Origin of the sequence: Bradyrhizobium campsiandrae, from assembly GCF_014529705.1 — a bacterium.
Lineage (GTDB): Bacteria > Pseudomonadota > Alphaproteobacteria > Rhizobiales > Xanthobacteraceae > Bradyrhizobium > Bradyrhizobium campsiandrae.
In genome coordinates, this window is record NZ_JAANIH010000064.1 from 25,357 (window position 1) to 50,104 (window position 24,748).

The 24,748-nt window shown below is 60.3% G+C and carries 20 protein-coding genes and 4 pseudogenes; 16 read left to right on the forward strand and 8 right to left on the reverse strand.

All coding sequences use genetic code 11. The annotated features are described in order from the left end of the window. Positions 1–15 precede the first annotated feature (15 nt). The gene (locus tag G8O24_RS33700) at positions 16–1,812 is read right to left on the reverse strand and encodes an acyclic terpene utilization AtuA family protein (RefSeq protein WP_188106842.1); all 1,797 of its coding nucleotides are present in this window, start codon (positions 1,810–1,812) and stop codon (positions 16–18) included. Then, the gene (locus G8O24_RS33705; RefSeq protein WP_188106843.1) at positions 1,809–2,579 is read right to left on the reverse strand and encodes an enoyl-CoA hydratase-related protein; all 771 of its coding nucleotides are present in this window, start codon (positions 2,577–2,579) and stop codon (positions 1,809–1,811) included. The genes G8O24_RS33700 and G8O24_RS33705 overlap by 4 nt, the downstream gene beginning before the upstream one ends. Positions 2,580–2,898: 319 nt before the next feature. Between G8O24_RS33705 and G8O24_RS33710 the strand changes: the two genes are divergently transcribed. The 5 genes from G8O24_RS33710 to G8O24_RS33730 all read left to right on the forward strand — a co-directional run bounded on the left by G8O24_RS33710 (position 2,899) and on the right by G8O24_RS33730 (position 7,940). Then, positions 2,899–4,152: a branched-chain amino acid ABC transporter substrate-binding protein gene (locus tag G8O24_RS33710; protein ID WP_202988793.1), complete on the forward strand. Its 1,254-nt coding sequence runs from the start codon at positions 2,899–2,901 to the stop codon at positions 4,150–4,152. A 68-nt stretch (positions 4,153–4,220) separates the two neighbouring features. After that, the gene (locus G8O24_RS33715) at positions 4,221–5,162 is read left to right on the forward strand and encodes a branched-chain amino acid ABC transporter permease (protein WP_188106845.1); all 942 of its coding nucleotides are present in this window, start codon (positions 4,221–4,223) and stop codon (positions 5,160–5,162) included. Further along, the gene (locus G8O24_RS33720; RefSeq protein ID WP_188106846.1) at positions 5,159–6,466 is read left to right on the forward strand and encodes a branched-chain amino acid ABC transporter permease; all 1,308 of its coding nucleotides are present in this window, start codon (positions 5,159–5,161) and stop codon (positions 6,464–6,466) included. The genes G8O24_RS33715 and G8O24_RS33720 overlap by 4 nt, the downstream gene beginning before the upstream one ends. Continuing rightward, complete coding sequence (locus G8O24_RS33725) at positions 6,463–7,230, forward strand: ABC transporter ATP-binding protein (protein WP_188106847.1); 768 nt, start codon at positions 6,463–6,465, stop codon at positions 7,228–7,230. Before G8O24_RS33720 ends, G8O24_RS33725 begins: the two co-directional genes overlap by 4 nt. Then, a complete protein-coding gene (locus tag G8O24_RS33730) occupies positions 7,227–7,940 on the forward strand; it encodes an ABC transporter ATP-binding protein (protein ID WP_188106848.1) in 714 nt (237 codons plus the stop codon). Before G8O24_RS33725 ends, G8O24_RS33730 begins: the two co-directional genes overlap by 4 nt. A 286-nt stretch (positions 7,941–8,226) precedes the next feature. Here the strand turns inward: G8O24_RS33730 and G8O24_RS33740 are convergent. Together G8O24_RS33740 and G8O24_RS33745 are read right to left on the reverse strand one after the other, a co-directional pair. Further along, a pseudogene (locus G8O24_RS33740) lies at positions 8,227–9,269 on the reverse strand (IS3 family transposase); the annotation flags it as partial. Then, entirely contained in the window at positions 9,245–9,892 is a 648-nt protein-coding gene (locus tag G8O24_RS33745) for a FadR/GntR family transcriptional regulator (protein ID WP_188106849.1), read from the reverse strand. The gene G8O24_RS33745 and the pseudogene G8O24_RS33740, both read right to left, overlap by 25 nt. 173 nt (positions 9,893–10,065) lie before the next feature. Between G8O24_RS33745 and G8O24_RS33750 the strand changes: the two genes are divergently transcribed. Further along, positions 10,066–10,359 (forward strand): SDR family NAD(P)-dependent oxidoreductase, encoded by a 294-nt coding sequence (locus G8O24_RS33750; protein ID WP_202988794.1) that lies wholly within the window; start codon positions 10,066–10,068, stop codon positions 10,357–10,359. Positions 10,360–10,660: 301 nt separating this feature from the next. Here G8O24_RS33750 and G8O24_RS33755 read toward each other — a convergent pair. The 4 genes and pseudogenes from G8O24_RS33755 to tnpA all read right to left on the reverse strand — a co-directional run bounded on the left by G8O24_RS33755 (position 10,661) and on the right by tnpA (position 13,336). Next, positions 10,661–11,841, reverse strand: a pseudogene (locus G8O24_RS33755) (IS91 family transposase). Positions 11,842–11,847: 6 nt separating this feature from the next. Beyond that, complete coding sequence (locus G8O24_RS33760; protein ID WP_188106851.1) at positions 11,848–12,708, reverse strand: site-specific integrase; 861 nt, start codon at positions 12,706–12,708, stop codon at positions 11,848–11,850. Positions 12,709–12,836: 128 nt separating this feature from the next. Beyond that, positions 12,837–12,995, reverse strand: coding sequence for an IS66 family insertion sequence element accessory protein TnpB (tnpB, locus tag G8O24_RS33765; RefSeq protein WP_202988795.1), 159 nt, complete (start codon positions 12,993–12,995; stop codon positions 12,837–12,839). Then, complete coding sequence (tnpA, locus tag G8O24_RS33770) at positions 12,992–13,336, reverse strand: IS66-like element accessory protein TnpA (RefSeq protein ID WP_188106852.1); 345 nt, start codon at positions 13,334–13,336, stop codon at positions 12,992–12,994. The genes tnpB and tnpA overlap by 4 nt, the downstream gene beginning before the upstream one ends. Positions 13,337–13,426: 90 nt before the next feature. Here tnpA and G8O24_RS33775 point away from each other — a divergent pair. The 10 genes and pseudogenes from G8O24_RS33775 to G8O24_RS33820 form a co-directional block, all read left to right on the forward strand. Continuing rightward, positions 13,427–13,600 (forward strand): annotated as a pseudogene (locus G8O24_RS33775) (aldehyde dehydrogenase family protein); the annotation flags it as partial. A 453-nt stretch (positions 13,601–14,053) separates the two neighbouring features. After that, on the forward strand, positions 14,054–15,706 hold the full coding sequence (locus tag G8O24_RS33780) for a flavin-containing monooxygenase (protein ID WP_188106853.1): 1,653 nt from the start codon (positions 14,054–14,056) through the stop codon (positions 15,704–15,706). 115 nt (positions 15,707–15,821) lie between these two features. Continuing rightward, complete coding sequence (locus G8O24_RS33785; RefSeq protein WP_244646152.1) at positions 15,822–16,514, forward strand: SDR family NAD(P)-dependent oxidoreductase; 693 nt, start codon at positions 15,822–15,824, stop codon at positions 16,512–16,514. 42 nt (positions 16,515–16,556) lie between these two features. Beyond that, positions 16,557–18,143, forward strand: a complete 1,587-nt coding sequence (locus G8O24_RS33790) for a long-chain fatty acid--CoA ligase (RefSeq protein ID WP_188106854.1) — start codon at positions 16,557–16,559, stop codon at positions 18,141–18,143. A gap of 52 nt (positions 18,144–18,195) precedes the next feature. Then, positions 18,196–19,305, forward strand: a complete 1,110-nt coding sequence (locus G8O24_RS33795; RefSeq protein WP_188106855.1) for a zinc-binding dehydrogenase — start codon at positions 18,196–18,198, stop codon at positions 19,303–19,305. Between the two features lie 71 nt (positions 19,306–19,376). Beyond that, positions 19,377–20,291, forward strand: a complete 915-nt coding sequence (locus G8O24_RS33800) for an alpha/beta hydrolase (protein WP_188106856.1) — start codon at positions 19,377–19,379, stop codon at positions 20,289–20,291. A gap of 155 nt (positions 20,292–20,446) precedes the next feature. Further along, positions 20,447–22,093: a flavin-containing monooxygenase gene (locus G8O24_RS33805; RefSeq protein WP_188106857.1), complete on the forward strand. Its 1,647-nt coding sequence runs from the start codon at positions 20,447–20,449 to the stop codon at positions 22,091–22,093. Positions 22,094–22,123: 30 nt separating this feature from the next. After that, positions 22,124–22,291 carry a hypothetical protein gene (locus G8O24_RS33810; protein WP_188106858.1) on the forward strand — a complete coding sequence of 56 codons (168 nt, stop codon included), beginning with the start codon at positions 22,124–22,126 and terminating at the stop codon, positions 22,289–22,291. A gap of 90 nt (positions 22,292–22,381) precedes the next feature. Further along, a pseudogene (locus tag G8O24_RS33815) lies at positions 22,382–22,785 on the forward strand (transposase); the annotation flags it as partial. Between the two features lie 411 nt (positions 22,786–23,196). Beyond that, entirely contained in the window at positions 23,197–24,540 is a 1,344-nt protein-coding gene (locus tag G8O24_RS33820) for an IS5 family transposase (protein WP_188106859.1), read from the forward strand. The last annotated feature ends 208 nt before the right edge of the window (positions 24,541–24,748 follow it).

Below are 24,748 nucleotides of genomic sequence, written 5' to 3' on the forward strand. Positions count from 1 at the left end.
CACGTCGCGAAGTCGTCATTGCGGGCTCCCGGATTCCAGCAATGTTGCCGGAACTGTGATGGTCATATCCAGCAGCATCTGCGCAAAGGCCTTTCCTTGTGGGTCGTAGCGCAGTGACGCAACGCCGCCGCCGCCGAGAGATTGAGTCATGACAAAATTCAGAGCGTGCATTCCCGGCATCAGATATCGTTCGACACTACCCTTCAGCAAATAGCTGAAATGCGCGGCGACGCGTTCCGCCGTAACCTGCTCGGCCAGAATGGGAAAAATCTCTGGCCGGCGCGCGATAAGACCAATGTTGGCCGTATCCGCCTTGTCGCCGCTACGGCCATGGGCAACCCGTATCAAAGGCACTTCGACAGTTGATCTGGCAGCCGTCGGTATGCGCACTTCGGGTCGAACTGGAAGTGTCGGAGCAGATGATTCCTGCCCCATCTCGACGTTGAAGGTTTCTCCGTCGATTCCTATTGAGGCCGGAACAACAGCCTTGGGCAGGAGAAATGAGAACAATCTCACGACACCCGAGGGCGCCGGTCTGCCGCCAGCCACTCCGGAAATTCCTGGAGCCATCGCTGCGGCCGCGGAGTACCACTCCCGACCTAGCAAATCGAGCGCGTCCTTTGATTCATGCCGGGCCCCCACCTTGACGATGACTTCACGCGCGGAACGCGCGCGCGAATGCGGTCCGTACATTGCTTCCGCGCCCAGGATCTCGACGTTCGTTTCCCGGAAATCCCGGAAGCCCTTCTCCTTCAAGATTCTCCGCAGCCGGGTCAGCATCGCGCGCGCCACCCGTTCGCCCTTGGCCGCGGCGTCTATACCGCCAATCATCAACGTCGCCGTAATCCGGAAACCATCGGCGTAGGTTGCGCAAACCTTGTAGGAGTCGCCCGGATGTCGTCCTCTCGCGCCTACCACCCGGACCCGATCCGGACCGACCTGTGACAGCGCAACTTCGCTGAAGTCACAGATGACATCTGGCAGGATGTAGGTTTGAGGATCTCCGATCTCGTAGACGATCTGCTCTGCAACGGTCGGCGGCGTCACCAGGCCTCCGGTATTCGGTGGTTTCGTCACAACGAAAGCACCATCGCTGTTACATTCGACGATCGGGAACCCCATATCGTCCCAGCCGGGAACGTCTCGCCAGTCAGTAAAGAGACCGCCCGTGCCCTGCGTGCCGCATTCGATGATATGACCGGCGAGCGAGCCTTGGGCGAGTTTGTCGTATTCGTCCCACTTCCATCCGAAATGGTGGACGAGCGGCCCCAAAGTGACGGCGCTGTCAACACATCTGCCGGTAATGACGATATCGGCTCCGCGGCCGAGCGCGGCGGCGATGGGTCTCGCGCCGAGATAGGCGTTGGCGCTCACCAGGGTCGGCGGCAACTCCTCGCCGGAGCCCATCTCGCGAATCGACTGCTCCTTGAGCCAGCTCAACCGCGGAATCAGATCGTCGCCTTTGACGACAGCCACCCTGAGATCAAGTCTCGCCTTGGACAATTCCGTACGCAACGCATCGGCGCAAGCATCGGGGTTCAGGCCACCCGCGTTGCTGATGACGCGAATGCCTTGATGCGCGATTTCCGGTAGAAGCGGCGCGAGAACCTTGATGAAGTCGACGGCGTACCCCTTGGTCGGGTCCTTGGCCTTTGCGCGCGCCAAAATCGACATGGTGATCTCGGCCAGATAGTCGAAGACCAGAACATCGATGTTTCCACCATCGACCAGCTGCCGGGCACCAAATTCGGTATCGCCCCAGAAACATGACGCGCACCCGATCCGCAATGCGCCAGCGGCGAAGCTTGTCATTGCCCGCTCCACGCTGGCGTTCGCTTCTCCCCGAAAGCCTTGAGACCCTCCTTCGCGTCCTGGGTGAGGGCAGACAATGGCAGGAGCGCCTGCATGAGATTGAGGGCATCGGCGCTCGACAACGCCGCGGTGGATCGGATCGCGTGTTTGCCCAACCTGAGAGCCGTGGGAGAGCAGGCCCGTATCTTGTCGAGCCAGTTGGCCACGACACTGTCGAGCTCGTCGGCGGTACAGGTTTGCTGGAGCAACCCGTTACTGAAGGCGCGCTCCGCCGTCATGGTTTCTGCAGTCAACGCCATCGCGACAACATCCCTGTAAGGCATGACGCGAAGCAGGTAGGGCATGATCATGAACGGAAACACGCCAACCTTGGCTTCCGGCGTCCCAAATTTCGCGGTGTCGACACCGACGGCAATGTCGCAAGCGCAGATGAGCCCCAACCCGCCACCGAACGCCGATCCATTGACTCGCGCGACGATCGGAAGAAGGCAGGCGTCCATCGCACGCAGCAATTCCGCAAAGAAGTGATGAGGCTGATCCGGCTCGATGCTGAACGGACTGCCGTCGGCAGTTGGCTGAAGGTCGCCTCCCGCGCAGAACGCCCTGTCACCAGCGCCGGTAAGCACCACTGCGCGATAGCTCGATGCATTTGCCGCCCGAAATTCAGCCGCCAAGGCTTCCGAAGTCTCCCTGTTCAACGCATTGCGCCGATCCGGTCGGTTGATCGTCAGCCACAGGTCTCCCCGCACTTCAGAGCGAACTATCACGTCTTCTCCCAAACAAAAATGAGCGGTCCTCATTTTATCTGAGTCTTTCGTTGAACTGTCAATCCCCTCTCGATCATCGTCCAAATAGCCCACAATGCATTGTTTTTACGCTATATTTAAGCCGCTAGAGTTTCTGGCATGGTTTCGCAGCTAGCATTCTTCAAAGCAAGATAGCTCAGCTTGTAAATATGCTGATCCTGACTTATTCTCGCATTAACGGGGCGGTCCGCTTCAGAGGCAGCCTCGCAAAATGCCCCGCGTCCGGCTGAACTGTCGATTTTTCCGCTGGCGAAGAGGATTTCTTACAAGGGAGGATCTAGTGAGCAGTTCTTATCAACGAACGAGTCTGGCGGGATCGGCAGTCATTTGCGTCACCCTGCTTTCGACGCCGGCTCTCGCGGAAACCGTCAGGGTTGCCTTCATTGACCCATTGAGCGGGACGTTTGCGGCCTTGGGACAGAATGAACTGCAAAGCTTTCATGCGATGGCAGCACGCGCCAACCAGGAGAAATGGGCCGGCGACAACCAACTTGAATTCGTTGGCTTCGACAATCAGGCAAGTCCGCAGATTTCGCTTGTCCAGCTAAAGAACGCAATCGACCAGGGTTACCGCTACATAACGCAAGCGAACGGATCGGGGGCTGCTCTGGCCCTGATCGACGCCATCAACAAGCACAACGAACGCAATCCGGGCAAGGAGGTCATGTTCCTCAATCACGGAGCGGTCGATCCGAGCCTGACGAACGACAAATGCAGCTTCTGGCATTTTGGGTTCGACGCCAATGCAGACATGAAATCTCAGGTCCTGATCAATCACCTGGCAACGAATCCTGCGATCAAGAAGGTCTACATAATCAACCAGGATTATGCGGCAGGACACCAATTCACTCGCGGTGAAAAGGAGTATCTGAAGAGCGCACGAGCCGATCTTGAACTCGTCGGCGAAGACCTTGTGCCGCTGGGAAAGGTCAAGGACTTTTCTCCCTATATCGCCAAGATCAAGGCGTCGGGCGCCGATAGCGTAGTCACAGGCAACTGGGGCACTGATCTTTCATTGCTCATCAAGGCTGCGAAGGAAGCCGGGCTAAACGCCAACTTCTACACTTACTATGCCAACCTCAAGGGCGCGCCCATCGCGATGGGTGCGGATGGTGCGGATCGCGTTCGATACGTCGGGATCTGGAATATCAACAATGAAACCTTCGCAGGCGAAGATATCGCGACGTCGTTCAAGCAAAAGTACAATGACGATTTCACTTGGATGGTGAGTTATTCGATCGTCGCCATGTTTTCGAAGGCGATCAAGGAGAGTGGCTCTACGGACCCTGTAAAAGTTGGATTTGCGCTCGAAGGCATGAAGGCAACGAGCCTGAACGGCCAGGTTGAAATGCGTGCGAGCGACCATCAGCTGCTTCAGCCACTTTACATCGGAGTATGGACCAAAGCAGACGGCAAAACTGTCAAATACGATCAGGAAGGTACTGGATACGGCTGGAAGACCGAGAAGAAGTACGAAGCATCTGCGAGCACGCAGCCGACGACTTGCGCCATGAAGAGACCACCCCGGTCCTGAGCCCTAGCTGGGGTCCGGACTGACATTCCTGGCTCCTTGAATGATCCGCGTCCGGAAGAGAAGCAGCTATGGAATTTATCCTTTTCACATTGCTCAATGGACTGAGTTACGGACTATTGCTGTTCATGCTCTCTTCCGGATTGACTCTCATTTTCAGCATGATGGGCGTCCTGAATTTCGCGCATGCAAGCTTCTACATGCTGGGCGCCTATTTCGCGTATTCGATCAGCGTGAACCTGAGCTTTTGGGTTGCTTTCCTCGCGGCTCCCGCGATCGTCGCGGGCCTCGGAGCGGCGGTCGAACGCTATGGCCTGCGCCATGTTCACAAGTACGGTCACGCCGCCGAGCTACTGTTCACCTTCGGGCTTTCCTACATCGTGGTGGAACTGGTTCAGGTCACTTGGGGACGGGCTACTGTGCAATATTCGATTCCCGCAGAACTGGATGGCCCGTTGTTTACTCTCTATGGCACCTCCTTTCCGATCTATCGCGGTTTCATGATGCTCGTTGCGTCACTCATGATGCTGTCGATCTATCTCGCGCTGACCAGGACACGTGTCGGCCTCGTCGTTCAGGCCGCCTTAACACACCCTTCCATGGTCGAGGCACTGGGCCACAACGTTCCCCGCGTGTTTACGCTGGTGTTTGCAGGAGGCTGTGGTCTCGCCGCGCTCGCGGGTGTGATTGGCGGCGATGCCTTTGTCACCGAGCCCGGCATGGCCGCCACTGTCGGCAGCATCATCTTCGTTGTGGTGGTCGTTGGCGGGCTGGGCTCGCTCGCCGGCGCTCTGATTGCATCCCTCTTGATCGGAATGGTGCAGACCTTTGCGGTATCGCTGGACTATTCTGTTCTCACCCTGCTAACGGCGCTCGGAATCCAAGAGACCGCGCTGCGCGGCAGCGTTCTCCGCATTACCGTTGCACAGATGGCACCGATGCTGCCATACATGCTGCTGGTCCTGGTTCTCATTCTCCGTCCCAAGGGTTTGATGGGTACGAGGGAAGGATGAAACCGGAACCGGCCCAGCGCCCCGACGCAATCCCTGCGCGCTTACGAACGATACTCCCGCGTGCATTGCCGTGGGCCGTGTTCGCGCTTGGTCTGATCGTTGCCCCTCTTATCTTCAGCGGAGGAGCATCGTTATCGATCCTTTCCCAAATCGGCACCATGATGCTGCTCGGGCTCTCCTTCAACATGCTCCTCGGCCAGGGCGGCATGCTCTCGTTCGGGCACGCTGTCTATTCCGGGCTCGGCGCCTACTTTGCCGCGCACGCCATCAGGCTGGCGGGAGCTGGGACGATCTCAATTCCGATATCTCTCGTACCCATATTGGGCGGCTTGGCAGGCATGCTCTTCGGAGTCCTGTTCGGTTATGTGACGACCAAGAAATCCGGAACTACATTTGCGATGATTACACTTGGTATCAGCGAACTTGTATCTGCATGCGCACTTATGATGCCAGAATTCTTCGGGGGCGAAGGCGGCGTCTCGTTCAACCGGGTGGTAGGCCGTCCGCTTTACGGGATCAGCTTCGGACCGCAAATCCAGGTCTATTATTTGATCGCGGTTTGGCTCTTCATCTGCACGCTGGCCATCTATGCGTTCTCACTGACTCCGCTCGGGCGAATGATCAATGCAGTACGGGACAATCCCGAGCGGGCCGAGTTCATCGGATACGATCCCCAGCACGTAAGATACCTGACGTTCATTCTGTCATCCTTTTTCGCGGGTGTCGCGGGAGCGCTGGGGGCTATCAACTTTGAGATTGTATCAGCGGAAAATGTCAGCACGGGGCGCTCCGGTGCTATCCTGCTCTTCACTTTCATCGGCGGCGTTGACTATTTCTTCGGTCCGCTGATCGGAGCCGCCTTAGGCGTTTTCTTCACCGAACTTCTTTCGAACTATACGCCCGCCTGGCAACTTTATCTTGGCATCTTTTTTGTCCTTATGGTCCTGTATGCCCCAGGGGGCCTCTCTGGTCTTCTGGTCGAAGCCGTGCGGCCAAAGGTGCTCAGGAGGAGCATTCTCAGGTGGCCGTTGCTGCTCGCAATCTGCGTGAGCGGGTTGCTGGTCGTCTTCGGCGCGATATTGGCTATCGAAATGCTGTTCCAGCGTAGTTTGGGGTCTGACTCCGAGCTCAAATTGTTTGGCATCTCTGTCGATACATCGTTACGCATGAGCTACGTCGTGGTCGGACTCTTGGTTTTCGTGAGCGGAATCTCGCTGCGTTGGGCTTGGGTCGCATTTTGGGACGGGGCCGACAAACCGCAGACAGAGATTGCGGGGGTTACGATTCGAAGGACTGGAACGTGAGCGAATGTGCACTTGACCTCAGAGATGTTCGCAAGCGCTTCGGAAGCGCCGAAATCATTCGTGGTGCCAATTTGCAGGTCGAAAAGGGGGAGCGCTGTGCAATAATTGGACCTAACGGCGCAGGAAAATCAACGCTCTTCAATCTCATTACGGGTCGTTTCCCGGCAAGCTCGGGTGAAATCCTGTTGAACGGCTCCAGTATCATGGGACTGAAGCCATTCGAAATCTATCGACGCGGATTATCCCGTGGCTTCCAAATCACGAATATATTCCACCGATTATCGGTTTACGAAAACCTCCGCTGCTCGGTGCTTTGGTCCCTCGGGTACCGGTACTCGTTCTGGCAGAAACTGAGCAGCTTGCCGGACGTCAAAGAACGAGCCGATGAAGTGCTCGACCTGATCGGTTTGCGAGACCGGCAAAACACGCCTGCTGGATTGCTGACTTATGCCGAACAGCGGGCCCTGGAAATCGGCATTGCCATCGCTGGCGACGCCGCCGTCATCCTGCTCGACGAACCAACGGCGGGGATGAGCCGCTCTGAAACCGATGCGGCCATCGAGATGATCCGCAGGATTACCCAGGGCAAGACGCTTTTGGTCGTCGAGCACGATATGAGCGTCGTTTTCGCCCTGGCCGAAAAGATCGCCGTCCTGGTCTTTGGCGAGATAATTGCATCGGGCTCGCCGAACGACATTCGCAACAACCCGCGGGTTCGAGAAGCTTATCTTGGCGAATATTCGGCCGTGGATCGTACTGAATGAGTGAGCTTCTCGCGTTCAAGGATGTCCATGCGTTCTACGGCAAGAGCCATGTCCTGTTTGGCGTGGACATGGTCGTAAACGAAGGCGAGATCGTCAGCCTCCTGGGCCGGAACGGCACCGGCCGGTCCACCGCCTTGAAGGCCGCCATGGGCCTGGTCGCTGCAACCGGCTCGATCGAATTCCGGCGGGAGACGATCACCGGACTGAGAGCCTTTGAAATTGCCCGCAGAGGGATCGGCTATGTGCCCGAAGGCCGCGACGTATTTCCGGCCCTTACCGTGGAACAGAATCTTATCCTGGGCGAAAAGAAACGTAGAGGTGTCCCATCGAAAGCGCAGTGGTCCTTGGATGACATGTATAACTTTTTCCCGCATCTGAAGGAACGCCGACATACCTCGGCGGGGGTGCTTTCAGGTGGCGAGCAGCAGATGCTCACGCTCTGCAGAACGCTCATGGGAAATCCAGACATGATCTTAATCGATGAACCCACGGAAGGACTCGCCCCCCGTATTGTTGATCTTGTCGGCGAGTATTTGATTGAGCTGAGAAACAAAGGAATCTCAGTGCTTCTTGTGGAGCAGAAACTGTCCATTGCCATGAAGGTTTCACAGCGGGTTTACGTGATGGGTCACGGATCAATCGTCTTCGAAGGAACTCCAACCGAGCTGCTGGCCAACGCGACGCTGTGCAAACAATGGCTTGAAGTCTAAGGTGTTTAGTCCCGGCATTTGCTGGAGCGGGCTGAGTTTGAATCGTTCGGGCTGGGAAGTCCAGCATTTGCAGATGTATTCGTAGGGTGTGAGGCCCTTCAGGGCGTCACCTGCGGTCTTCCGCACATTTCAGGCGGTCGGCCCAATCGGCATCGGCCAGACAACCGGTGACTCAATATCGAAATTGGCGAGTTCGTAACCGCGCCTGAAATCGACGATATGCTTGTCCATCCAGGAGCGCGCCTCCTTCCCGTCACGCTCAGTCAGCTGACCTGCCCCTGAGTTTTCATCCAGAGGCAATTAGAGTCTCGGGGGTTTGTACGCCGATTGGCGCAGGTGGAGCAACGGGCGATCGGCGGAGCTGGTCGGGGTTGCGCAGCCGATCGCCCGTTGCGGTGAATGTGGCAGCATAGGCCGCCGGGGTGAGGTATTTCAGCGATGAGTGCGGGCGGTCGCCGTTGTAGTCGGCAACCCACGCCGCGATCTTTTCCCTGGCGTCGTCGAGGTCGAAGAACAGGGTCTCGTTGAGTAGTTCATCACGCATACGCCCGTTGAAGCTCTCGACGAAGGCATTCTGGATCGGCTTGCCCGGCGCGATGAAGTGCCAGTCGATGCCGGTGTCCTTGCACCAGGCCAGCATGGCGTTGCAGGTGAACTCGGTGCCGTTGTCGGAGACGATCGAGCCAGGCTTGCCGCGCCGTTCAACGATCGCCGTCAGTTCCCGAGCCACCCGCCGTCCGGAGATCGACGTGTCCGGGACCGCGCCCAGGCATTCCTTGGTGACGTCATCGACGATATTGAGAACGCGGAAGCGCCGTCCGTTGGCGAACTGATCGTAGACGAAGTCGAGGGACCAACGTGCGTTCGGCTTCGCCTCGACCAGGATCGGCGCCCGGGTGCCTGTCGCCTTGCGGCGAGCCCGCCGCTTGCGGACAGTGAGCCCTTCCTCGCGATAAAGCCGGTGGATCCGGTTGATCCCGGATGGCTCGCCCTCCCGCCGCAGCAGGACGAACAGCCGGCGATAGCCGAACCGGCGGCGTTCATTGGCCAGCTCGCGCAGCCGGGCGCGCAGCTCGATGTCCGGTGGCCGGCGAGAGCGGTAGCGGATCATCTTCCGATCCGCACCGACGATCGAACAGGCCCGCCGCTCCGACAGGCCCATCGCGGCCTCCAGATGCGCCACCGCGGCGCGTTTGGCGGCGGGCCCTACCATTTTTTTGAAAGAAGCTCGCGTAGCGCGGCCGCATCGAGCATCTGCTCGGCCAACAGCTTCTTCAGCTTCGCGTTCTCCTCCTCGAGCGCTTTCAACCGCCTGGCCTCGGAGCATTGAGTATCTTCTCATGCGCAAACACCAGACGCTCGCCGGCATTCAGGCGGGAGAAAACCCGAAGGAAGGCCGGGTAGAACAGCTGACTCATGGGCTGGCGGCTGAGCTGGAGCGCGCGATTTCGCGAGGCCCGGGCAATGATCTGATGAAATTCGATATCAAGGTCGACCAGGCTCTGCTTGTCTTCAAGCGCCGCCTTGGTGTTCTCGACATTGGTCCGGAGCGCCTCGAGCATATCGTTGTCGATTCGTGTCGCGGCGCATTCGGCCAGCACGGGCTCGAGACAGCGCATGCTTTCCCACAACTCGAAGAAGCTGATCTCATGCAGGACGATCGCCGCCGTGACCCTCTGCGAGATATCGGCCTCGCGCGGCGCGGTGACGTAAAGAAGCTTGCCGCCGTCGTGACGACGAACCAGGCCATTCTGCTCCAATACCCGTATCGCTTCTCGAATGGTCGAACGGTGAACATCGAACGCCTCGGCCAATGCCGTCTCAGAAGGCACGCGGTAGCCGACTGCCCATTGGCCGGACATGACCCTGGCCTCAATGGTGCGTACCACCAATCGGTATGCCGGTTCGTTTCGCTCGCGCGATGAAGCATTCAGATCGTCGACTAGCGCCATTTTTAGTCCGACAAATTGGTATGCTACACAGTACCGCGGTGCGAAAAAATATCAACAATACACAGAATCTTCTGGTGGATTGTGCGATCGATTTGACAACTTGCGACGATAACCCACATTATTGTCCGACAATAATCGCCGTTTTAGATGACCCTACCGCGGAGGTTGGAACCTTGGACGATATTGATTTCGCGCGCAAATCGGTGCTGGTGGTCGGTGGATCGAGCGGTATTGGCAATGCGATTGCGCAGGGATTTCGTTTGCGCGGCGCCGATGTCCACGTCTGGGGAACCCGGCAATCGGCGTCCGACTATGCCGCGGAGCAAGGTTGCGACCTCACCGGTCTGCACTATTCCCAGGTGAATGTCAGCGATTTCGATGCCATCGAATCGTTGCAGCCAGCCTTCCCGAATCTTGAGGGTTCTGTGAGGTCGCGGGGCAAAGGCCAGCCGCGCGCTCTGTCGTAGCGTGCGACCTCATAGAAGCCGGATTGAATGAAGCCGCGGAGTTGTGGGCGCTATGGGGATAGTGCAGCCAGTGCGGCTGCGGAGAAGGCGCGCCTGTGGTCGTAGCGCGTCGGCGAGACATTCAGCTGATGTGAGCGGCCCCATTGATCGAGCAATGGGGCCGATCCAGCGAGGGATTTGCTACGCTGGGATGCGTGGCCGAACGATTGGCGGGATGTTTGGTGACGAACGCGGCCACGGCGACATCGGACGTTGCCACCGAGAGAGTGATCACGGAAGGGGTGGATGGTGCAGGCGTAGGTCATGACGTATCACAACGAAACGGATGGTCGTGCGCGCCGGCTCGCGGGACGACTTCGACGCGCCGCATGGTGCCGCCGCAATGTGGGCAGACGGGGATCTCGCATTTGATGAGGGGATCGCCGCCGGCTTCTTGATCAGCCGGAGCGTTGCGGACAGCAAGGAGTTGACGGCAAAGGGCGATTTTATCGTTGCGTCCGCCATTGGCGAGGAAGCCATAGTGGCGGATGCGGTGAAAGCCGTCCGGCAGGGTGTGCAGGAGAAAGCGACGAATGAACTCTCCGGCATCGAGCGTCATTACCTTGGCTTTGCGATTCTGCCGATAGTCCTTCCAGGAAAAGCTCACCTTACCATCGGCGAGTGAGATCAGCCGGCTGTTGGCGATGGCGACGCGATGCGTATAGCGGCCGAGATAAGCCAGCACCTGTTCAGGCCCGCCGAATGGCGGCTTGGCGTAGACGACCCAGTCGGTCCGTCGGAGCTGATCGAGCCGCTGGGTGAACGCGGCGGAATCAGCGAGATGGGCGAGATTACCAAAAAGCCCAACTGGCCAGCCGCGAAGGCAGCTTGCAGCTCTTGCAGAAACAGGCGGCGGAACAGCCGAGAGAGGACGCGGACCGGCAGGAAGAAGCCGGGCCGGCAAGCGACCCAGCGTGTGCCGTCGGGCGAAGGTCCACCCCCAGGCACGACACAGTGGACATGCGGATGGTGTTGCAGGGTCTGGCCCCAGGTATGGAGGACGGCGGTCACGCCGAGCTGGGCACCGAGATGCTTGGGGTCGGCCGCGATGGTGGTGAGCGTCTCCGCCGCGCAGCGAAACAGGATGGCATAGACCATCGCCTTGTTCTGGAAAGCAATCTCTCTGGCCGGCGCCGGCAAGGTGAAGACCACGTGGAAATACGGCACGGGAAGGAGTTCGGCTTGCCGCTCGGCAAGCCATTGCGCGCGTGCCGCGCCCTGGCACTTCGGACAGTGCCGATTGCGACAGGAGTTGTAGGCGATGCGCGTCGCACCGCAGTCGTCGCATTGCTCGACGTGGCCACCGAGCACCGCCGTCCGACACGCCGTGATGGCGCCCATCACGCGTCGCTCGACGCGGCCGAGGTGACCGGCATGCGCCTGTCGAAAAGCTTCGCCGTGGCGGCGGAATATGTCCGCCACCTCCAAAGCCGGACCCATGATACCCGATCAGCCGGGTGGAACGATCTCCAATCGCAGCCGGTCAAGCGGACTCGGGGTCTGGCTGATCGTTTTGGTGGCAACCTGGGCGTAGCGTGCCGTGCTTTGCAGGCTGGCATGGCCGAGCAGCACCTGGATGACACGAATGTCGGCGCCGTTCTCCAGAAGGTGGGTCGCAAAACTGTGCCGTAGTGTGTGCACCGTCACGCGCTTGTTCAGACCGGCTGCGATGTGGGCCGAGCGGCATGCCGCGTGCAGCACGGTCGCATCAAGCGGCCGCTCACTGTCGCGGCCGGGAAATAGCCAGCGTGTCGGTCGGGTTAGCCGCCAATAGGCCCTTAGAATCTTCAGAAGCTGCGGCGAGAGCATAACGTAACGGTCCCTGCCGCCTTTGCCTTGTTCGACCCGGATCACCATCCGCTGGCTGTCGATATCCGCGATCTTGAGGAAAACCACCTCCGACACGCGTAATCCGGTGGCATAGACGGTCGTCAACGCTATGCGGCTCTTTAGGCTCGGGATCGCCTCCAGAAAGCTCACCACCTCGTCGGCACTTAGCACGACCGGCAGCTTGCGTGGCTCCCGCGCGTAGGCGATGCGCTCCGGGATCGTGCTGTGGCCGAGCGTCACCCCGTAGAAGAATCGCAACGCACAGACGATCTGGTTCAGGGCAGGCCATGAGATCCCCGTCGCCACCAGATGAACCTGGAACGCGTGGACGTCCTCCAAGCCCAAATGGTCGGGCGATCGGCCAAAATATCGGCTGAACTTCGATACTGCGTTGAGATATGATCGTTGCGTCGCCGGCGACAAATTGCGGACCGTCATGTCCTCGATCATGCGTCGGCGGAGAGGGCTCAGCTGGGCCATCGGAAAACCTCCTGTCTGAAGGGTTGGGCTCTGAAAACCCTCGATCCTCTCAGACAGGAGGCGGCCGTTACCACCTCTCCTCAAATGCCGCGCCAGCGGCTTCGTTCAATCGTGCCAGATGATTTTTATCAGATCTGAACGGCGCCCCTGAAGCAAAACAAATGACCTCCCAGTGGGTCATGCTTCAAGACCTCCTGCACCTGCAAAGCCAGGCTCGGAAAGCCGCGCCGCATATCGGTATGGCCCGTCGCCAGCCATACCCGCACGCCAGATGGGATCGGAATCATCGCAGCGCCTTCAACACCGCCGACACCAGCAAGGGCGGCGCCGACCCGCAAATCCTGATCCGTCCGCTCCCCGTCAATTCCACCACGATCACTTCACCGGACGGTGCCGCTTCCTTGATCGGCTCCGCTTCCATCGCCGCTTCCACAAAGCCCTGGTCAGCAAGGTCCTGGCGAAGCCGGCGCCGCCAAGTGTAAATCAGCCCCGTCGAAATATCGTGATCCCGCGCAACCTGCGCCACACACGATCCCGGCGCAAAGGCCTCCGCAACGATCCGGCACCGTTCATCCTCGCTCCAACGCCGCCGGCGTTCCGGCCCTGTCAGCACCGAAATCTGACCCATCAATCGCTCTTAAGCTCGCTCTTAAACACGTGCTTATGAGTGCTCAATCCGCCTCTCAGAACAAGGCGGCCTCCATCGTGGGCGTACGAACGGGCCGACATGGCAGCGGCAGCTCTTCAGGCCGGCATGGTGAGCATCAAACATTTTGGCCTTGCGCTTCCCGAGTCCCCTTTCGGCGGAGTGCGCGACAGCGGCCATGGCAGCGAACGCGGGACCGGCTCGATCCGCCCCTGCTGTGCGCCCAATCAGTCGAGCGCTGCGTAGATCTCGCACTGGCGCCGAGCCCGAGCACCTGTCCAAGGCTCGAGGTCGCGGTCTCCGGGGTTAGCGCGCGCAGGGTCGAGAGTTTCGAGCCCGGGCGATCACCCGGCTCGCGATCAGCGCCACGGCGAGATCGTGCACACGCGAACCCCGGCGCCCAAGCAGGCGCGGGATCTCCAACTTGTGCATCACCCCTATTACCGCCGCCACATGGCCATGCGGTAGTGATGGCTGCCCCCTTCGCACCCTGCATGGCGAGCCGAGGCTGAAGCGGGGCTGCCCGCTCGGCCCGGCCAAGTCGACCGAACGACGCAACAAGAATGTACTAAACTCCATATGGAGCGTTCAAGACTGCCCAAGGCCCGCGGTGGCATTCAGGACGCCGCAGCTTGGCGCCGCCTGCGTGTCATGCTCCGCGCCGGTGGCGCCAAGCTGAAGGGGAAGGAAACGGGTTCGATGAACGAACAGTTGGTTGTTGCCGCAAAAAAAACCGAGCCGGTGATCTATGACGCGGTCGTCGTAGGGGCCGGGTTCAGCGGGCTCTACGCCGTGCACAAGCTGCGCAACGAGCTGAGCCTGACCGTGGAGGCTTATGAGAATGGCGGCGATGTCGGCGGAACCTGGCACTGGAACCGCTATCCCGGAGCGCTTTCGGATACGGAAAGCTTCGTCTATCGTTACTCATTCGACAAGGAACTGCTCCTGCAGGGTGCCTGGAAGAGACGCTATCTTACCCAGCCGGAGATTCTCGCATATCTGGGCCAGGTCGCCGACCGCTATGACCTGCGCCACAGCTATCAATTCAACACCAAGGTCACAGCCGCTCGTTTCGACGACGCATCGGGATTGTGGCGGGTGACGACCAACAAGGGACGGACGGTCACCACCAAATACCTTGTCACCGGGCTCGGGTTGCTTTCGGCGACCAACAAACCAGACTTCAAGGGCCTCGACAGCTTCAAGGGCGGGCAATATCACACTGGTGCTTGGCCGATCGATGGTGTCGATCTGAAGGGCAAGCGCGTCGGAATCATAGGCACGGGATCGAGCGGCGTCCAGGCGATCGCCGCGCTCGCGCCGGAGGTCGGGCATCTCACCGTGTTCCAGCGCTCGGCACAATACGTCGTCCCCCTTGCGAATTGGTCCGAAGGCGAGGACCAGATCAGGCAATACAAGTCGAGCTACGACGCGATCTGGGACCAGGTCAGGCGATCCGCAGTCGCTTTCGGCTTTGTGGAAAGCAGCGTGCCCGCGATGTCGGTCTCGGCAGAGGAGCGCGAACGCGTCTTTGAGCAGGCGTGGGAGCGCGGCGGCGGATTCCGCTTCATGTTCGAGACCTTCTCAGACATTGCAACCAGCAAGGAGGCCAATGATGCTGCCGCTGACTTCATTAAGCGGAAAATCGCACAAATCGTGAAGGATCCCGAGACGGCACGCAAGCTGATGCCATCCGATCTATACGCCAAGCGCCCGCTTTGCTGTGACGGCTACTATGATATCTACAACCGTGACAACGTCTCGCTCGTGGATGTAAAGGCCGATCCGATCACCGAATTCACCCCGGCCGGCATCCGGATCGAAAGCGGCGCGGAATACCCGCTCGACGTCGTCATCTTCGCCACTGGGTTCGACGCGGTGGACGGCAACTACGCGAAGATCGACATGCGCGGCCGGGGCGGCATTACCCTGCAGCAAAAATGGCGGGATGGGCCCCTCGGCTATCTCGGCATGATGGAGACCGATTTCCCGAACTTCTTCATGATTCTCGGCCCTAACGGCCCGTTCACGAACCTGCCGCCGAGCATTGAGGCTCAAGTCGAGTGGATCGGCGATATCATCGCCCATATGGAACGCCACGGCATCGACACCATCGAGCCGTCGGAAGACGCCGAGGCGGAGTGGTTGACGACTTGCCGCGCCATCGCAGGCATGACGCTGTTTCCGAACGCGCAGTCTTGGATCTTCGGCGCCAACATTCCCGGAAAGAAGAACGCCGTCATGTTCTATCTGGGCGGGCTTGGCAATTACCGGCAGGCGATCAGTGCGGTGAAGGAGTCTGGCTTTAAGGGTATGATCTTCGACAAGAACAAACTCGCTGTCGCCGACTAGAAGCGGCGTTGGCTTGGGATCGCGCGCCTGTCGGGAGAGAGGACTTTCATAACGATCGAGCCGCCAGCATGACGGGAGAATTTGAGCGCGCGGTGTCTTTCAGGGAGGATTTTCAATGGATCGGGTCAAAGACAAGGTTGCTCTGGTCACCGGCGGGGCGATGGGAATGGGACAGGCCCATTCCGAATTGCTCGCGGCCGAAGGGGCGCATGTCTTCGGCTGTGACCGGGAGGCTGAAAAGGGCATGGCCGTCGCGAACGGAATCGTCGCGGCGAATGGCAAGGCTGAATTCATCCGGCTCGACGTTCTGGTCAACAACGCGGGAATCCTGATTCTGAAGCCCGTGCATGAAACCACGACGGAGGAATGGGACCGGGTATTCGACGTCAACGTGCGGGGCGTGTATTTCGGCACGCGTGCCGCGGTTCCGCTGATGAAAAAGTCGGGCGGAGGCTCGTTGATCAATATCTCGTCGATCTACGGGATGATCGGCGCCCCGTCGGCTGGCGCCTACATCGCCTCGAAGGGCGCCGTCCGCCTGTTGACGAAATCCTGTGCAGTGGACCTCGCGCCTTTCAACATCCGCGTGAACTCGATCCATCCGGGCGTCATCGACACGCCGATGACCAAGGATCTGCTGCATAGCGACGAGGCGACACGAAGCGCGATCCTCGGCCCGACCCTGCTGGGCCGGCGCCCTGCCAGCCTAAGGAGGTCTCGCAGGCGGTTCTTTTCCTCGCGTCCGACGAATCCGTCGTTCGTTGATGGCGCCGAGCTACTCGTGGACGGGGGCTATGTCGCAAACTGACCTCTCCGCCAGAACGCAGGCCTGACATCCAGGGCGACCGCCATGCAGCTCAACCTGAAGACCTTCCTGGAGCGCACGGAGTCTTACCTCCCGCAGAACGCGATCGTATCGAGGCAAGCCGACGGCAAGCTCTTTCGCTACCATTATGCCGATTACTGCCGGCGCACCCGGCAGCTCGCCAGCGCCTTGGCTGGGCTCGGCGTCAAGCCGGGCGACAAGGTCGCGACACTGGGCTGGAACACATACCGGCACATGGAGCTCTACTTCGCCGTTCCGTGCCTTGGCGCCATCCTGCACACGGTGAACATCCGCCTCACCGACGAGCACATCGCCTATATCATGAACCACGCCGAAGACGTGGTCCTCTTCGTGGATCCGGATCTCCTGCCGACCATGGAACGAGTCGCTCCTTCGGTGCGCAGTCTCCGCCACATCATCGTCATGGACGATCGGCCGGCGCCTCTCGGCGATTGTGACTATGAGAGCTTTCTCGCGACAGGCGATCCGGACTTCGCATTTCCCGAGCTCGACGAGAACAGCCCCTGCGGCATGTGCTTCACCTCGGCCACGACGGGGGATCCCAAGGGCGTCGTCTACACCCAACGCGGCCTCTACCTGCACACGCTCGCGCTTTGCCTTCGCGATGTCCTCGCCATCAGCGAGCATGACACCGTGCTGCCGGTCGTGCCCATGTTCCACGCCAACTCGTGGGGACTGCCCTACGCTGCGGTCGCCGTCGGCGCGACGATCGTGCTGCCAGGCCCGCATCCGACTGCCGCGGACATTCTCGATCTCATCGAGGCCGAGCGCGGCACGTTCTGCGCCGCCGCAGTGACGATCGGCGTCGAACTCTATGCGCAGCTGAAGAAGAAGCCGCGCGACATCAGCAGCCTGCGCGGCCTCATGCTCGGAGGCTCGGCCACGCCCGAGGCGCTCATGAAGCGCTTTCACAACGAGTACGGCGTCCCCATCCTCACCGCCTGGGGCGCGACAGAAGCCGCCCCGCTCGCGACGATCACTCATGTGCGGCGCAGCGTGTTCGAGGCCGGACCGGAAGAGCGGATCAAGGTCCGGGTCCGGCAGGGCATTCCCGTGCCCGGAGTAGAACTCAAGGTGCTGGACGATTGCGGCAAACCCGTGCCCCGCGACGACGGCCACCCCGGCGAGGTGCATGTGCGCGGCCCCTGGATCGCCACCGAATACTACCGCGACACGCGCAGCCGCGCCGGATTCGTTGATGGATGGTGGCGAAGCGGCGACATTGCGACGCAAGGTTCCGACGGCTCGATCCACCTCATCGACCGCGCGAAGGATCTCGTAAAGTCCGGCGGCGAATGGATCTCCTCGGTGGATCTCGAGAACGAACTCGCTGCCTGTCCCGGCGTTCGGGAGGCGGCGGTCGTGGCGATGCCAGACGCGCGCTGGCAGGAGCGTCCGGTGGCATTCGTCGTGCCCGTGCAGGACAGCGACGAACTCGACCCGGCTCACCTCAGCGCGTGGCTCGCCCGCCGCTTTGTGAAGTGGTGGATACCGGATCGATTCGTCTTCGTCCCGGCGCTGCCGAAAAGCGGCGTCGGGAAGGTCGACAAGCGCTCCCTTCGCGAGCGCGCCGCGACGCTCGCCCCGTGACCGCCAGCCTCATCCGCATGTTGCTCGCATCCCCGCCAGGAGGACTTTCTAAATGACCGCGACCGGCCGCGTCGCCTTGTTCCGGGGGGCGCGAAAGCCCTTCGATATGGCCGAAATGCCGGTGCCGGAGCCCCGGCCCGGCGCGGTCCTCGTGCGTGTGCGGATTGCCAACATCTGCGGCTCGGACCTGCATGCATGGCGCGGCGACTTCCGGCTTGCTGGCCTCGGCGGCAAGCTGCCCACGGTGCTCGGCCACGAGATGACGGGCACGATCGCCGCGCTCGGCCGGGACGTGGATCGCGACAGCAACGGCGAGCCGCTTCACGAGGGCGACCACGTCGTCTTCGCCTATTTCACCGGCTGCGGCCACTGCCCTTCCTGCCTGCGCGGACGCCGCGCTGCCTGCGACCACATCGACATGGCGATGACCGGCGACGCTACCGAATGGCCGCATTTCGTCGGGGGCTACGGCGAGTATTTTTACGTGAAGCCGGGCTCGACCATATACAAGGTGCCGCCCAAGCTTCCCCTCGAAATCGTCGCCGGCGCGAATTGCGCCCTGTCGCAGGTCATCGCCGGGTTCGAGCGGGCGAACCTTTCCTTCGACGAGACCGTGGTGATCCAGGGCGCCGGCGGCCTCGGCCTCTATGCGACGGCGGTCGCGAAAGCCTTCGGGGCGCGGCTCGTCGTCGTGCTCGACGCAATCAGCGACAGGCTCGCGATGGCGAAGCGGTTCGGGGCGGACGTCACCATCAACATCGCCGAGGATACGGACGAAAAGTCACGCATCAACCAGATCAAGGCGCTTACCGATGGCCGCGGCGCCGACGTTGTCATGGAGCTCGTCGGGCGCGCCGACGTTGTGCCGGAGGGCATACGCATGCTCGCGCAGTTCGGCCGCTATGTGGGCATCGGCAACATCAACGCCGGCCAGAGCCACCCGTTCGATCCGTCGCGCCTCGTCATGACCAACAAGTCGATGCTCGGCGTCGCGCTCTACGAGCCGTACACGCTCGGCAAGGCGCTTCGTTTCCTCGAGCGCAACCGCGACAGGCTGCCGCTCGACCAGCTGCTCAGCGCCAAATTTCCGCTGGACCAGATCAACGAGGCTTTCGCTCAGGCGGACAGGCGCGCCGTGCTGCGCGCAAGCCTCGTTCCGTGAAGGGAACTGCCGCGTGTCCATACGTGGAGGGGACCGAATACCTCCGCTCACCAAGGGAAGGAAGCACCGATATGCCAAGCAAGGAATCCGCAGAGCTCGCCGATCTCTACCGGTCATGGGTCGCCGCGATGACGGCCAAGCCGGACATGGGCCTCGACGAGATCCGACGTCTGTTCAGCCATTGGGGCGACGTGACCGCCGATCCGAGGGGCGTCGACTATCTGGAGATCGAGGTCGACGGCATTCCGGCGATGTGGGCGATCCCCCACGGTGCCGTGCGTGATCGCGTCCTGCTCTGCTCGCATGGCGGCGGCTACGTCGTCGGCTCGATGTACACTCACCGCAAGCTCTTTGGACATATCGCCAAGGCGGTCGGCTGCCGGGCGCTGATTGTCGATTACCGGCGCGCCCCCGAGAATCCGCATCCCGGTTCTGTCAACGACATGGTCACCGCCTATCGCTGGTTACTGGAGCGGGAGGGGTTGAAGCCGCAACATGTCGCGTTGACGGGCGACTCCGCCGGCGGCGCGCTTGCGCTCACGACAATCGCCGCCGCGCGGGATAAGGGGTTGCCGCTTCCGGTGGCAACCATGCCGATGTCCCCTTGGGCTGGAATGGACACCTCGGGCCAAACGTACGACACGAACAAGGACAGGGACGCGCTGGTTTCGCGAGACACCACCACGGCCTTGGGTAGTCTTTTCATCGGTGAGAAGGGCAATCCAAAGGATCCTTTGGCAAATCCACTTTACACCGAATATTCGAAATTCCCGCCGATATACATCACGGTCGGAGACGCCGAGACTCTTCTCGACGACAGCCGGCGGATAGCGGAGCGAGCGAAGAAAGCGGGCGTGGACGTTAGGATCGATGTTTTCCCCGACATGCAGCATGTCTTCCAGTTTCTCGCGGGAACTGCGCCTGAAGCCGACGATGCGGTTAAGCGCATGGCCGAGTGGGTTCGCCCGAAGCTTGGTCTAAGCTGATCCCCACAGGGAGAAATGTACCAATCGCGCGAGCCGGATGAATGCAAGTCTGTGCTCCGCGACGGTGCTCTATTGGGATCCAAATACCTGCGCCTGGCGCTCTGTCAGGGGAGAAAGGGCGCACGACATATTCATCATATAAGGAGGAAACAAACATGGACGCTAAAGTCAACAAAGACACCGATCTGGATGTGATAGTCGTCGGCGCTGGATTTTCTGGCCTTCATATCCTGCATGAGCTGGTGAAGCGCAACTACAGGGTGCATCTATTCGACGACGGCGACGGGCCGGGCGGGACGTGGGATAAGAACCACTATCCGGGCGCCCGCGTTGACTCCGAGATATGGGTCTACCAGTACACCGACCCGGCGCTTTGGAAGGATTATTATTTCACGGAGAAGTTCCCCGGCTGGCGGGAGCTGAAATCCTACTTCAACTATGTCGCGGACAAATGGGGCATCCGGCCCTACATGACCTTCGCGACAAGCGTCGGCGGGGCGACGTTCGACGAGGCAGCCGGCGTTTGGCAGGTAAGGACGAGCGACGGCCAGAACCGGACCGCCCGATATCTTTTGCTCGGGCTGGGATCGACGACGAAACCGATCACGCCGTCCTTTCCCGGCGCGGAAACCTTCAAGGGTCAGTCCTATCATTCCGCACGTTGGCCGCGCGACGGCGTCGCGATGAAAGGCAAGCGGGTTGCCGTCATCGGCACGGGTGCGTCGGGCGTACAGATCATCCAGGAAACATCGCGCGAGGCGGACCATCTCATCGTCTTCCAGCGGACTCCCAACCTCGCTCTACCGATGGGACAGGAGAAATATACCCGCGAGGAATACGACAAGATTAGGCAGCTCTTCCAGCCAGTGATGGAGAGGACCAAACAAACTTTTGCCGGCTTTGCCTATGACCTGATCTACAAGCCGTGGAAGGAGATGAGCGAGGATGAGCGCCAGCAAGTCATGCGCTTTAACTGGGAGCAGAAAGGCTTCACCTTCTGGCTGGCGGCGCCGGTGGATTTATTCTTCGATGATGAATGCAATCGCGCGCACTACAACTTCTGGCGCGATGAGACGCGCAAGCTAATCAAGAAGAAACATTTGGTCGAGGTTCTTGCCCCGACCGAGCCGCCCCACCCCTTTGGAACGAAACGTCCCTGTCTACAGCAGTGGTATTTCGACCTTTATAATCAGGATAATGTCGATCTCGTCGACCTTAAGGCCACACCGATTGAGAGGATCACCGAGAAAGGCATCGTAGCCGGAGGCAAGGAGCACGAGGTCGATATAATCGTCTATGCAATCGGCTTCGACACCTGCACCGGCGCTATCTCGGCGGTCGACATCAAGGATGCGGATGGCCGCACGATCGGCGATCTGTGGAAGGAGCAATCTCTGACCTATCTAGGCAAGGCAGTTCCCGGCTATCCAAACCTGCTCTACACCTATGCGCTTCAGTCCCCTTCGGCCTTTATCAATGGGCCGACCGGCGGTGAACTCGAAGGCGACTGGGTTGTGAAGTTCATTGAGAATATGGACAAAATGGGCGTCCGCCGATTCGAAGCTAGACGCGATGCGGCCGAGGCGTGGGGCAAGCGTTGCTACGACGTGGCCGAAAAGAGCCTTTTCGTGAAAGCGAAGTCGTGGTACATGGCAGCAAATGTTCCGGGCAAACGGCCTGAGATCCAGCCATTTATCGGCGGACAGCCGGCCTATCGTGCCGCGTTGTACGAGGAGTTGGACAAGGGCTTTCCCAACTTCGTGCTTGTCAAGAAGCATGCCGAAGAAATCGCCGCACAGTGATTTCTTCTCGATGTGGGCGTCGGCAAGCTCATGCTGTCGCCCGTGGTTCCAACCGGACGAATTCGCGAGGCAAAACAACATATCGCGAACAAAGTAGCGAATATCGCGAACAAAGTAGCGATCGTCACTGGCGGCGGGTCGGAAATCGGGCGAGCAACTGCGTCGCTCTTGGCCGATACCAACCTGCGGGGTGGCTGACTCATGTGAGGGATTCCCGACGCCATGGTAAAGATCAGGATGTTGGCCATGGCGGCCCCCCGCTGCGGGATGAGTGAGCAATATGGCGTGGGATCAGGTCCACTGACGGCGCTCGCGTTCCGGGCGCCGATCGACCAGCCCGAGCTGTTCAGGAAATCGAGGGACGTCGGCGCTCATCTGGGGCTCACCCCACGACGCTACCAGTCCCACGAGACGGATATTCAAGGGCGGATCAGCTGATGTGGCGACGAACTGGCGCGAACGGCGCTCTACGAAGCGGTGCATTCGCTCCTCATTCGCAGCAGAAATGGTGCCTTGCGGGCATGGGCATGAAGATCGCCAAACATCGTGGAATGGCGCGCCCGCGTGTCGCGGTCGCTCGCAAACTCGCAACAATTTTGCACCGTATGTGGATCGACGATGCGGAATTCCGCTTCGGTCACGAACCGGCGGCGACCCCAGACGTCAAGACGATCACCGTCGTCGCGGCCTAAGGAGACAAACCGAGATACATCAAGAAATCCGCGCCAGCCGAAAGTATCGTCCCCGTGGGGACGATGGGCAAGGTGATATCGTTGAGAGTCCGGAACGGTAGGTCGTAAGACAAATTGGGACGCCTTGCTCTTCTGACCCCATCATGCGGCGGCCAATGCGCCGACCGCGAAGAGAAGCGAGTAGCTCACGGAACCGAGATAAGATACCAACCGACGGCGTGAGTGAGGAGAAGCAGGAGCAGCTTGACTTTAATGGGTCGTCCGTGAAGAAATCCCAAGCTGTTGATTTGGAATCCAGAACCGGCATTTTGCCGTAACTGGTTTTGCCGGAAAGCGGGCTTTTGGATCGGGATTCCTTGCAAACTTGATTTGTGATTCACTCGCCTTTGACTGCTTTGGCGAGGGGACGAGATGCGACCGCGGGAGCGGAGCGAGACGGGGGAGCAGGATCTTTTCCGGTCTCGGCTCGATCAGATCATCGACATGAAGCATCCGCTGGTGGCGCTGGGGCGGACGGTGGATTGGAGCTTCCTGGAGCAGCGGTTCGGCGAGGTCTACACCGATGATCCCGGGCGGCCGCCGCTGCCGACGCGCTTGATGGCGGGGCTGGCGATCCTCAAGCACACCTACGACCTGTCCGACGAGGTGCTGTGCGAGCGTTGGATCGAGAACCCCTATTACCAACACTTCTGCGGCGAGGAGTTCTTCCAGCACCGGCTGGTGTTCGATCGCTCGTCGCTGACGCGCTGGCGCCACCGCATGGGCGAGGAACGGCTGGCTGCGCTGATCCAGGAGAGCCTGTCGGTTGCCACCAGGACCAAGGCGATCAAGCCGTCGGAGCTGTCCCGGGTGATCGTCGACACCACGGTTCAGCCCAAGAACGTGACGTTCCCCACCGATGCAAAACTTCTGAACCGGGCGCGCGAGAAGCTGGTACGGCTGGCGAAGCATCACGGGATGGCCTTACGCCAGTCCTATGCGCGGGTGGGCAAGCTCGCCTTGATCCAGCATCAGCGTTATGCCCACGCCAAGCAGTTCAAACGCGCCAACCGGAAGCTCAAGACGCTGCGGACCTATCTCGGCCGCGTGATCCGCGACATCAGCCGCAAGATCGAGGGCAACAGCGGGCTCGAAGCGGCATTTGCAAAGCTGCTGCCGTTGGCACGGCGCGTCCGCGAGCAGCAGCAGCGTCACCGCGGGCCGAAGGTCTATTCCCTGCACGCGCCGGAGGTCGAATGCATCGGCAAAGGCAAGGCCCACCGGCCTTACGAGTTCGGCGTCAAAGTCTCCGTTGCCACCACGATCAGCCGCGCCAAGGCCGGCCAGTTCGTCACCCACGTGAAGGCGCTGCCCGGCAACCCCTATGATGGTCACACGCTGGCCACCGTGATCCCGGACATGGAGACGCTGGTCGGCAACGTCATCGCACGCATCCTCGCCGACAAGGGATACCGCGGCCACAACGCGCCGCCCGATCACAAGTTCAGGGTCTTCATCTCCGGCCAGAAGCGAGGGGTGACGCCCAAGATCAAGCGCGAACTGCGCCGCAGGGCCGCCGTCGAACCCGTCATCGGTCATCTCAAGGCCGAGCACCGCATGGGCCGCAACTATCTCTGGTTCCGCCAAGGCGACGCCGCCAACGCCGTCCTCGCCGCTGCCGGCTACAACTTCCGTCGCCTCATCCGCTGGCTAAGCCTCTTGCTGTGCCAAATCCTCTCGGCTCTCACTGCCGCGGTTCAGACCGTTCCAGCCTGAAGCCAGAGTTCTTCACATGGCGTAATCGCGGCTGACGGCTTCTCGAAGACTCGAGATCCAGTAGGATCCCGCCTCAGCGGATGATGGCAAGGGAGAGCAATGCTATGAAACAGTACGTCGGTTTGGACATCTCCATGGAAGAAACCAGCGTTTGTGTTTTGGACGAGAGCGGCGGCGTGACATTCGAAGGTTGCGTGCCCACCGATCC

Excerpts from the sequence above, each read along its gene's own strand:
- G8O24_RS33700 (WP_188106842.1), bottom strand. The coding sequence starts at position 1,812 with ATGACAAGCTTCGCCGCTGGCGCATTGCGGATCGGGTGCGCGTCATGT.
- G8O24_RS33715 (WP_188106845.1), top strand. The coding sequence starts at position 4,221 with ATGGAATTTATCCTTTTCACATTGCTCAATGGACTGAGTTACGGACTA.
- G8O24_RS33720 (WP_188106846.1), top strand. The coding sequence starts at position 5,159 with ATGAAACCGGAACCGGCCCAGCGCCCCGACGCAATCCCTGCGCGCTTA.
- G8O24_RS33730 (WP_188106848.1), top strand. The coding sequence starts at position 7,227 with ATGAGTGAGCTTCTCGCGTTCAAGGATGTCCATGCGTTCTACGGCAAG.
- G8O24_RS33745 (WP_188106849.1), bottom strand. The coding sequence starts at position 9,892 with ATGGCGCTAGTCGACGATCTGAATGCTTCATCGCGCGAGCGAAACGAA.
- G8O24_RS33760 (WP_188106851.1), bottom strand. The coding sequence starts at position 12,708 with ATGGCCCAGCTGAGCCCTCTCCGCCGACGCATGATCGAGGACATGACG.
- tnpB (WP_202988795.1), bottom strand. The coding sequence starts at position 12,995 with ATGATTCCGATCCCATCTGGCGTGCGGGTATGGCTGGCGACGGGCCAT.
- tnpA (WP_188106852.1), bottom strand. The coding sequence starts at position 13,336 with ATGGGTCAGATTTCGGTGCTGACAGGGCCGGAACGCCGGCGGCGTTGG.
- G8O24_RS33780 (WP_188106853.1), top strand. The coding sequence starts at position 14,054 with ATGAACGAACAGTTGGTTGTTGCCGCAAAAAAAACCGAGCCGGTGATC.
- G8O24_RS33785 (WP_244646152.1), top strand. The coding sequence starts at position 15,822 with ATGGATCGGGTCAAAGACAAGGTTGCTCTGGTCACCGGCGGGGCGATG.
- G8O24_RS33790 (WP_188106854.1), top strand. The coding sequence starts at position 16,557 with ATGCAGCTCAACCTGAAGACCTTCCTGGAGCGCACGGAGTCTTACCTC.
- G8O24_RS33795 (WP_188106855.1), top strand. The coding sequence starts at position 18,196 with ATGACCGCGACCGGCCGCGTCGCCTTGTTCCGGGGGGCGCGAAAGCCC.
- G8O24_RS33800 (WP_188106856.1), top strand. The coding sequence starts at position 19,377 with ATGCCAAGCAAGGAATCCGCAGAGCTCGCCGATCTCTACCGGTCATGG.
- G8O24_RS33805 (WP_188106857.1), top strand. The coding sequence starts at position 20,447 with ATGGACGCTAAAGTCAACAAAGACACCGATCTGGATGTGATAGTCGTC.
- G8O24_RS33810 (WP_188106858.1), top strand. The coding sequence starts at position 22,124 with ATGCTGTCGCCCGTGGTTCCAACCGGACGAATTCGCGAGGCAAAACAA.
- G8O24_RS33820 (WP_188106859.1), top strand. The coding sequence starts at position 23,197 with ATGCGACCGCGGGAGCGGAGCGAGACGGGGGAGCAGGATCTTTTCCGG.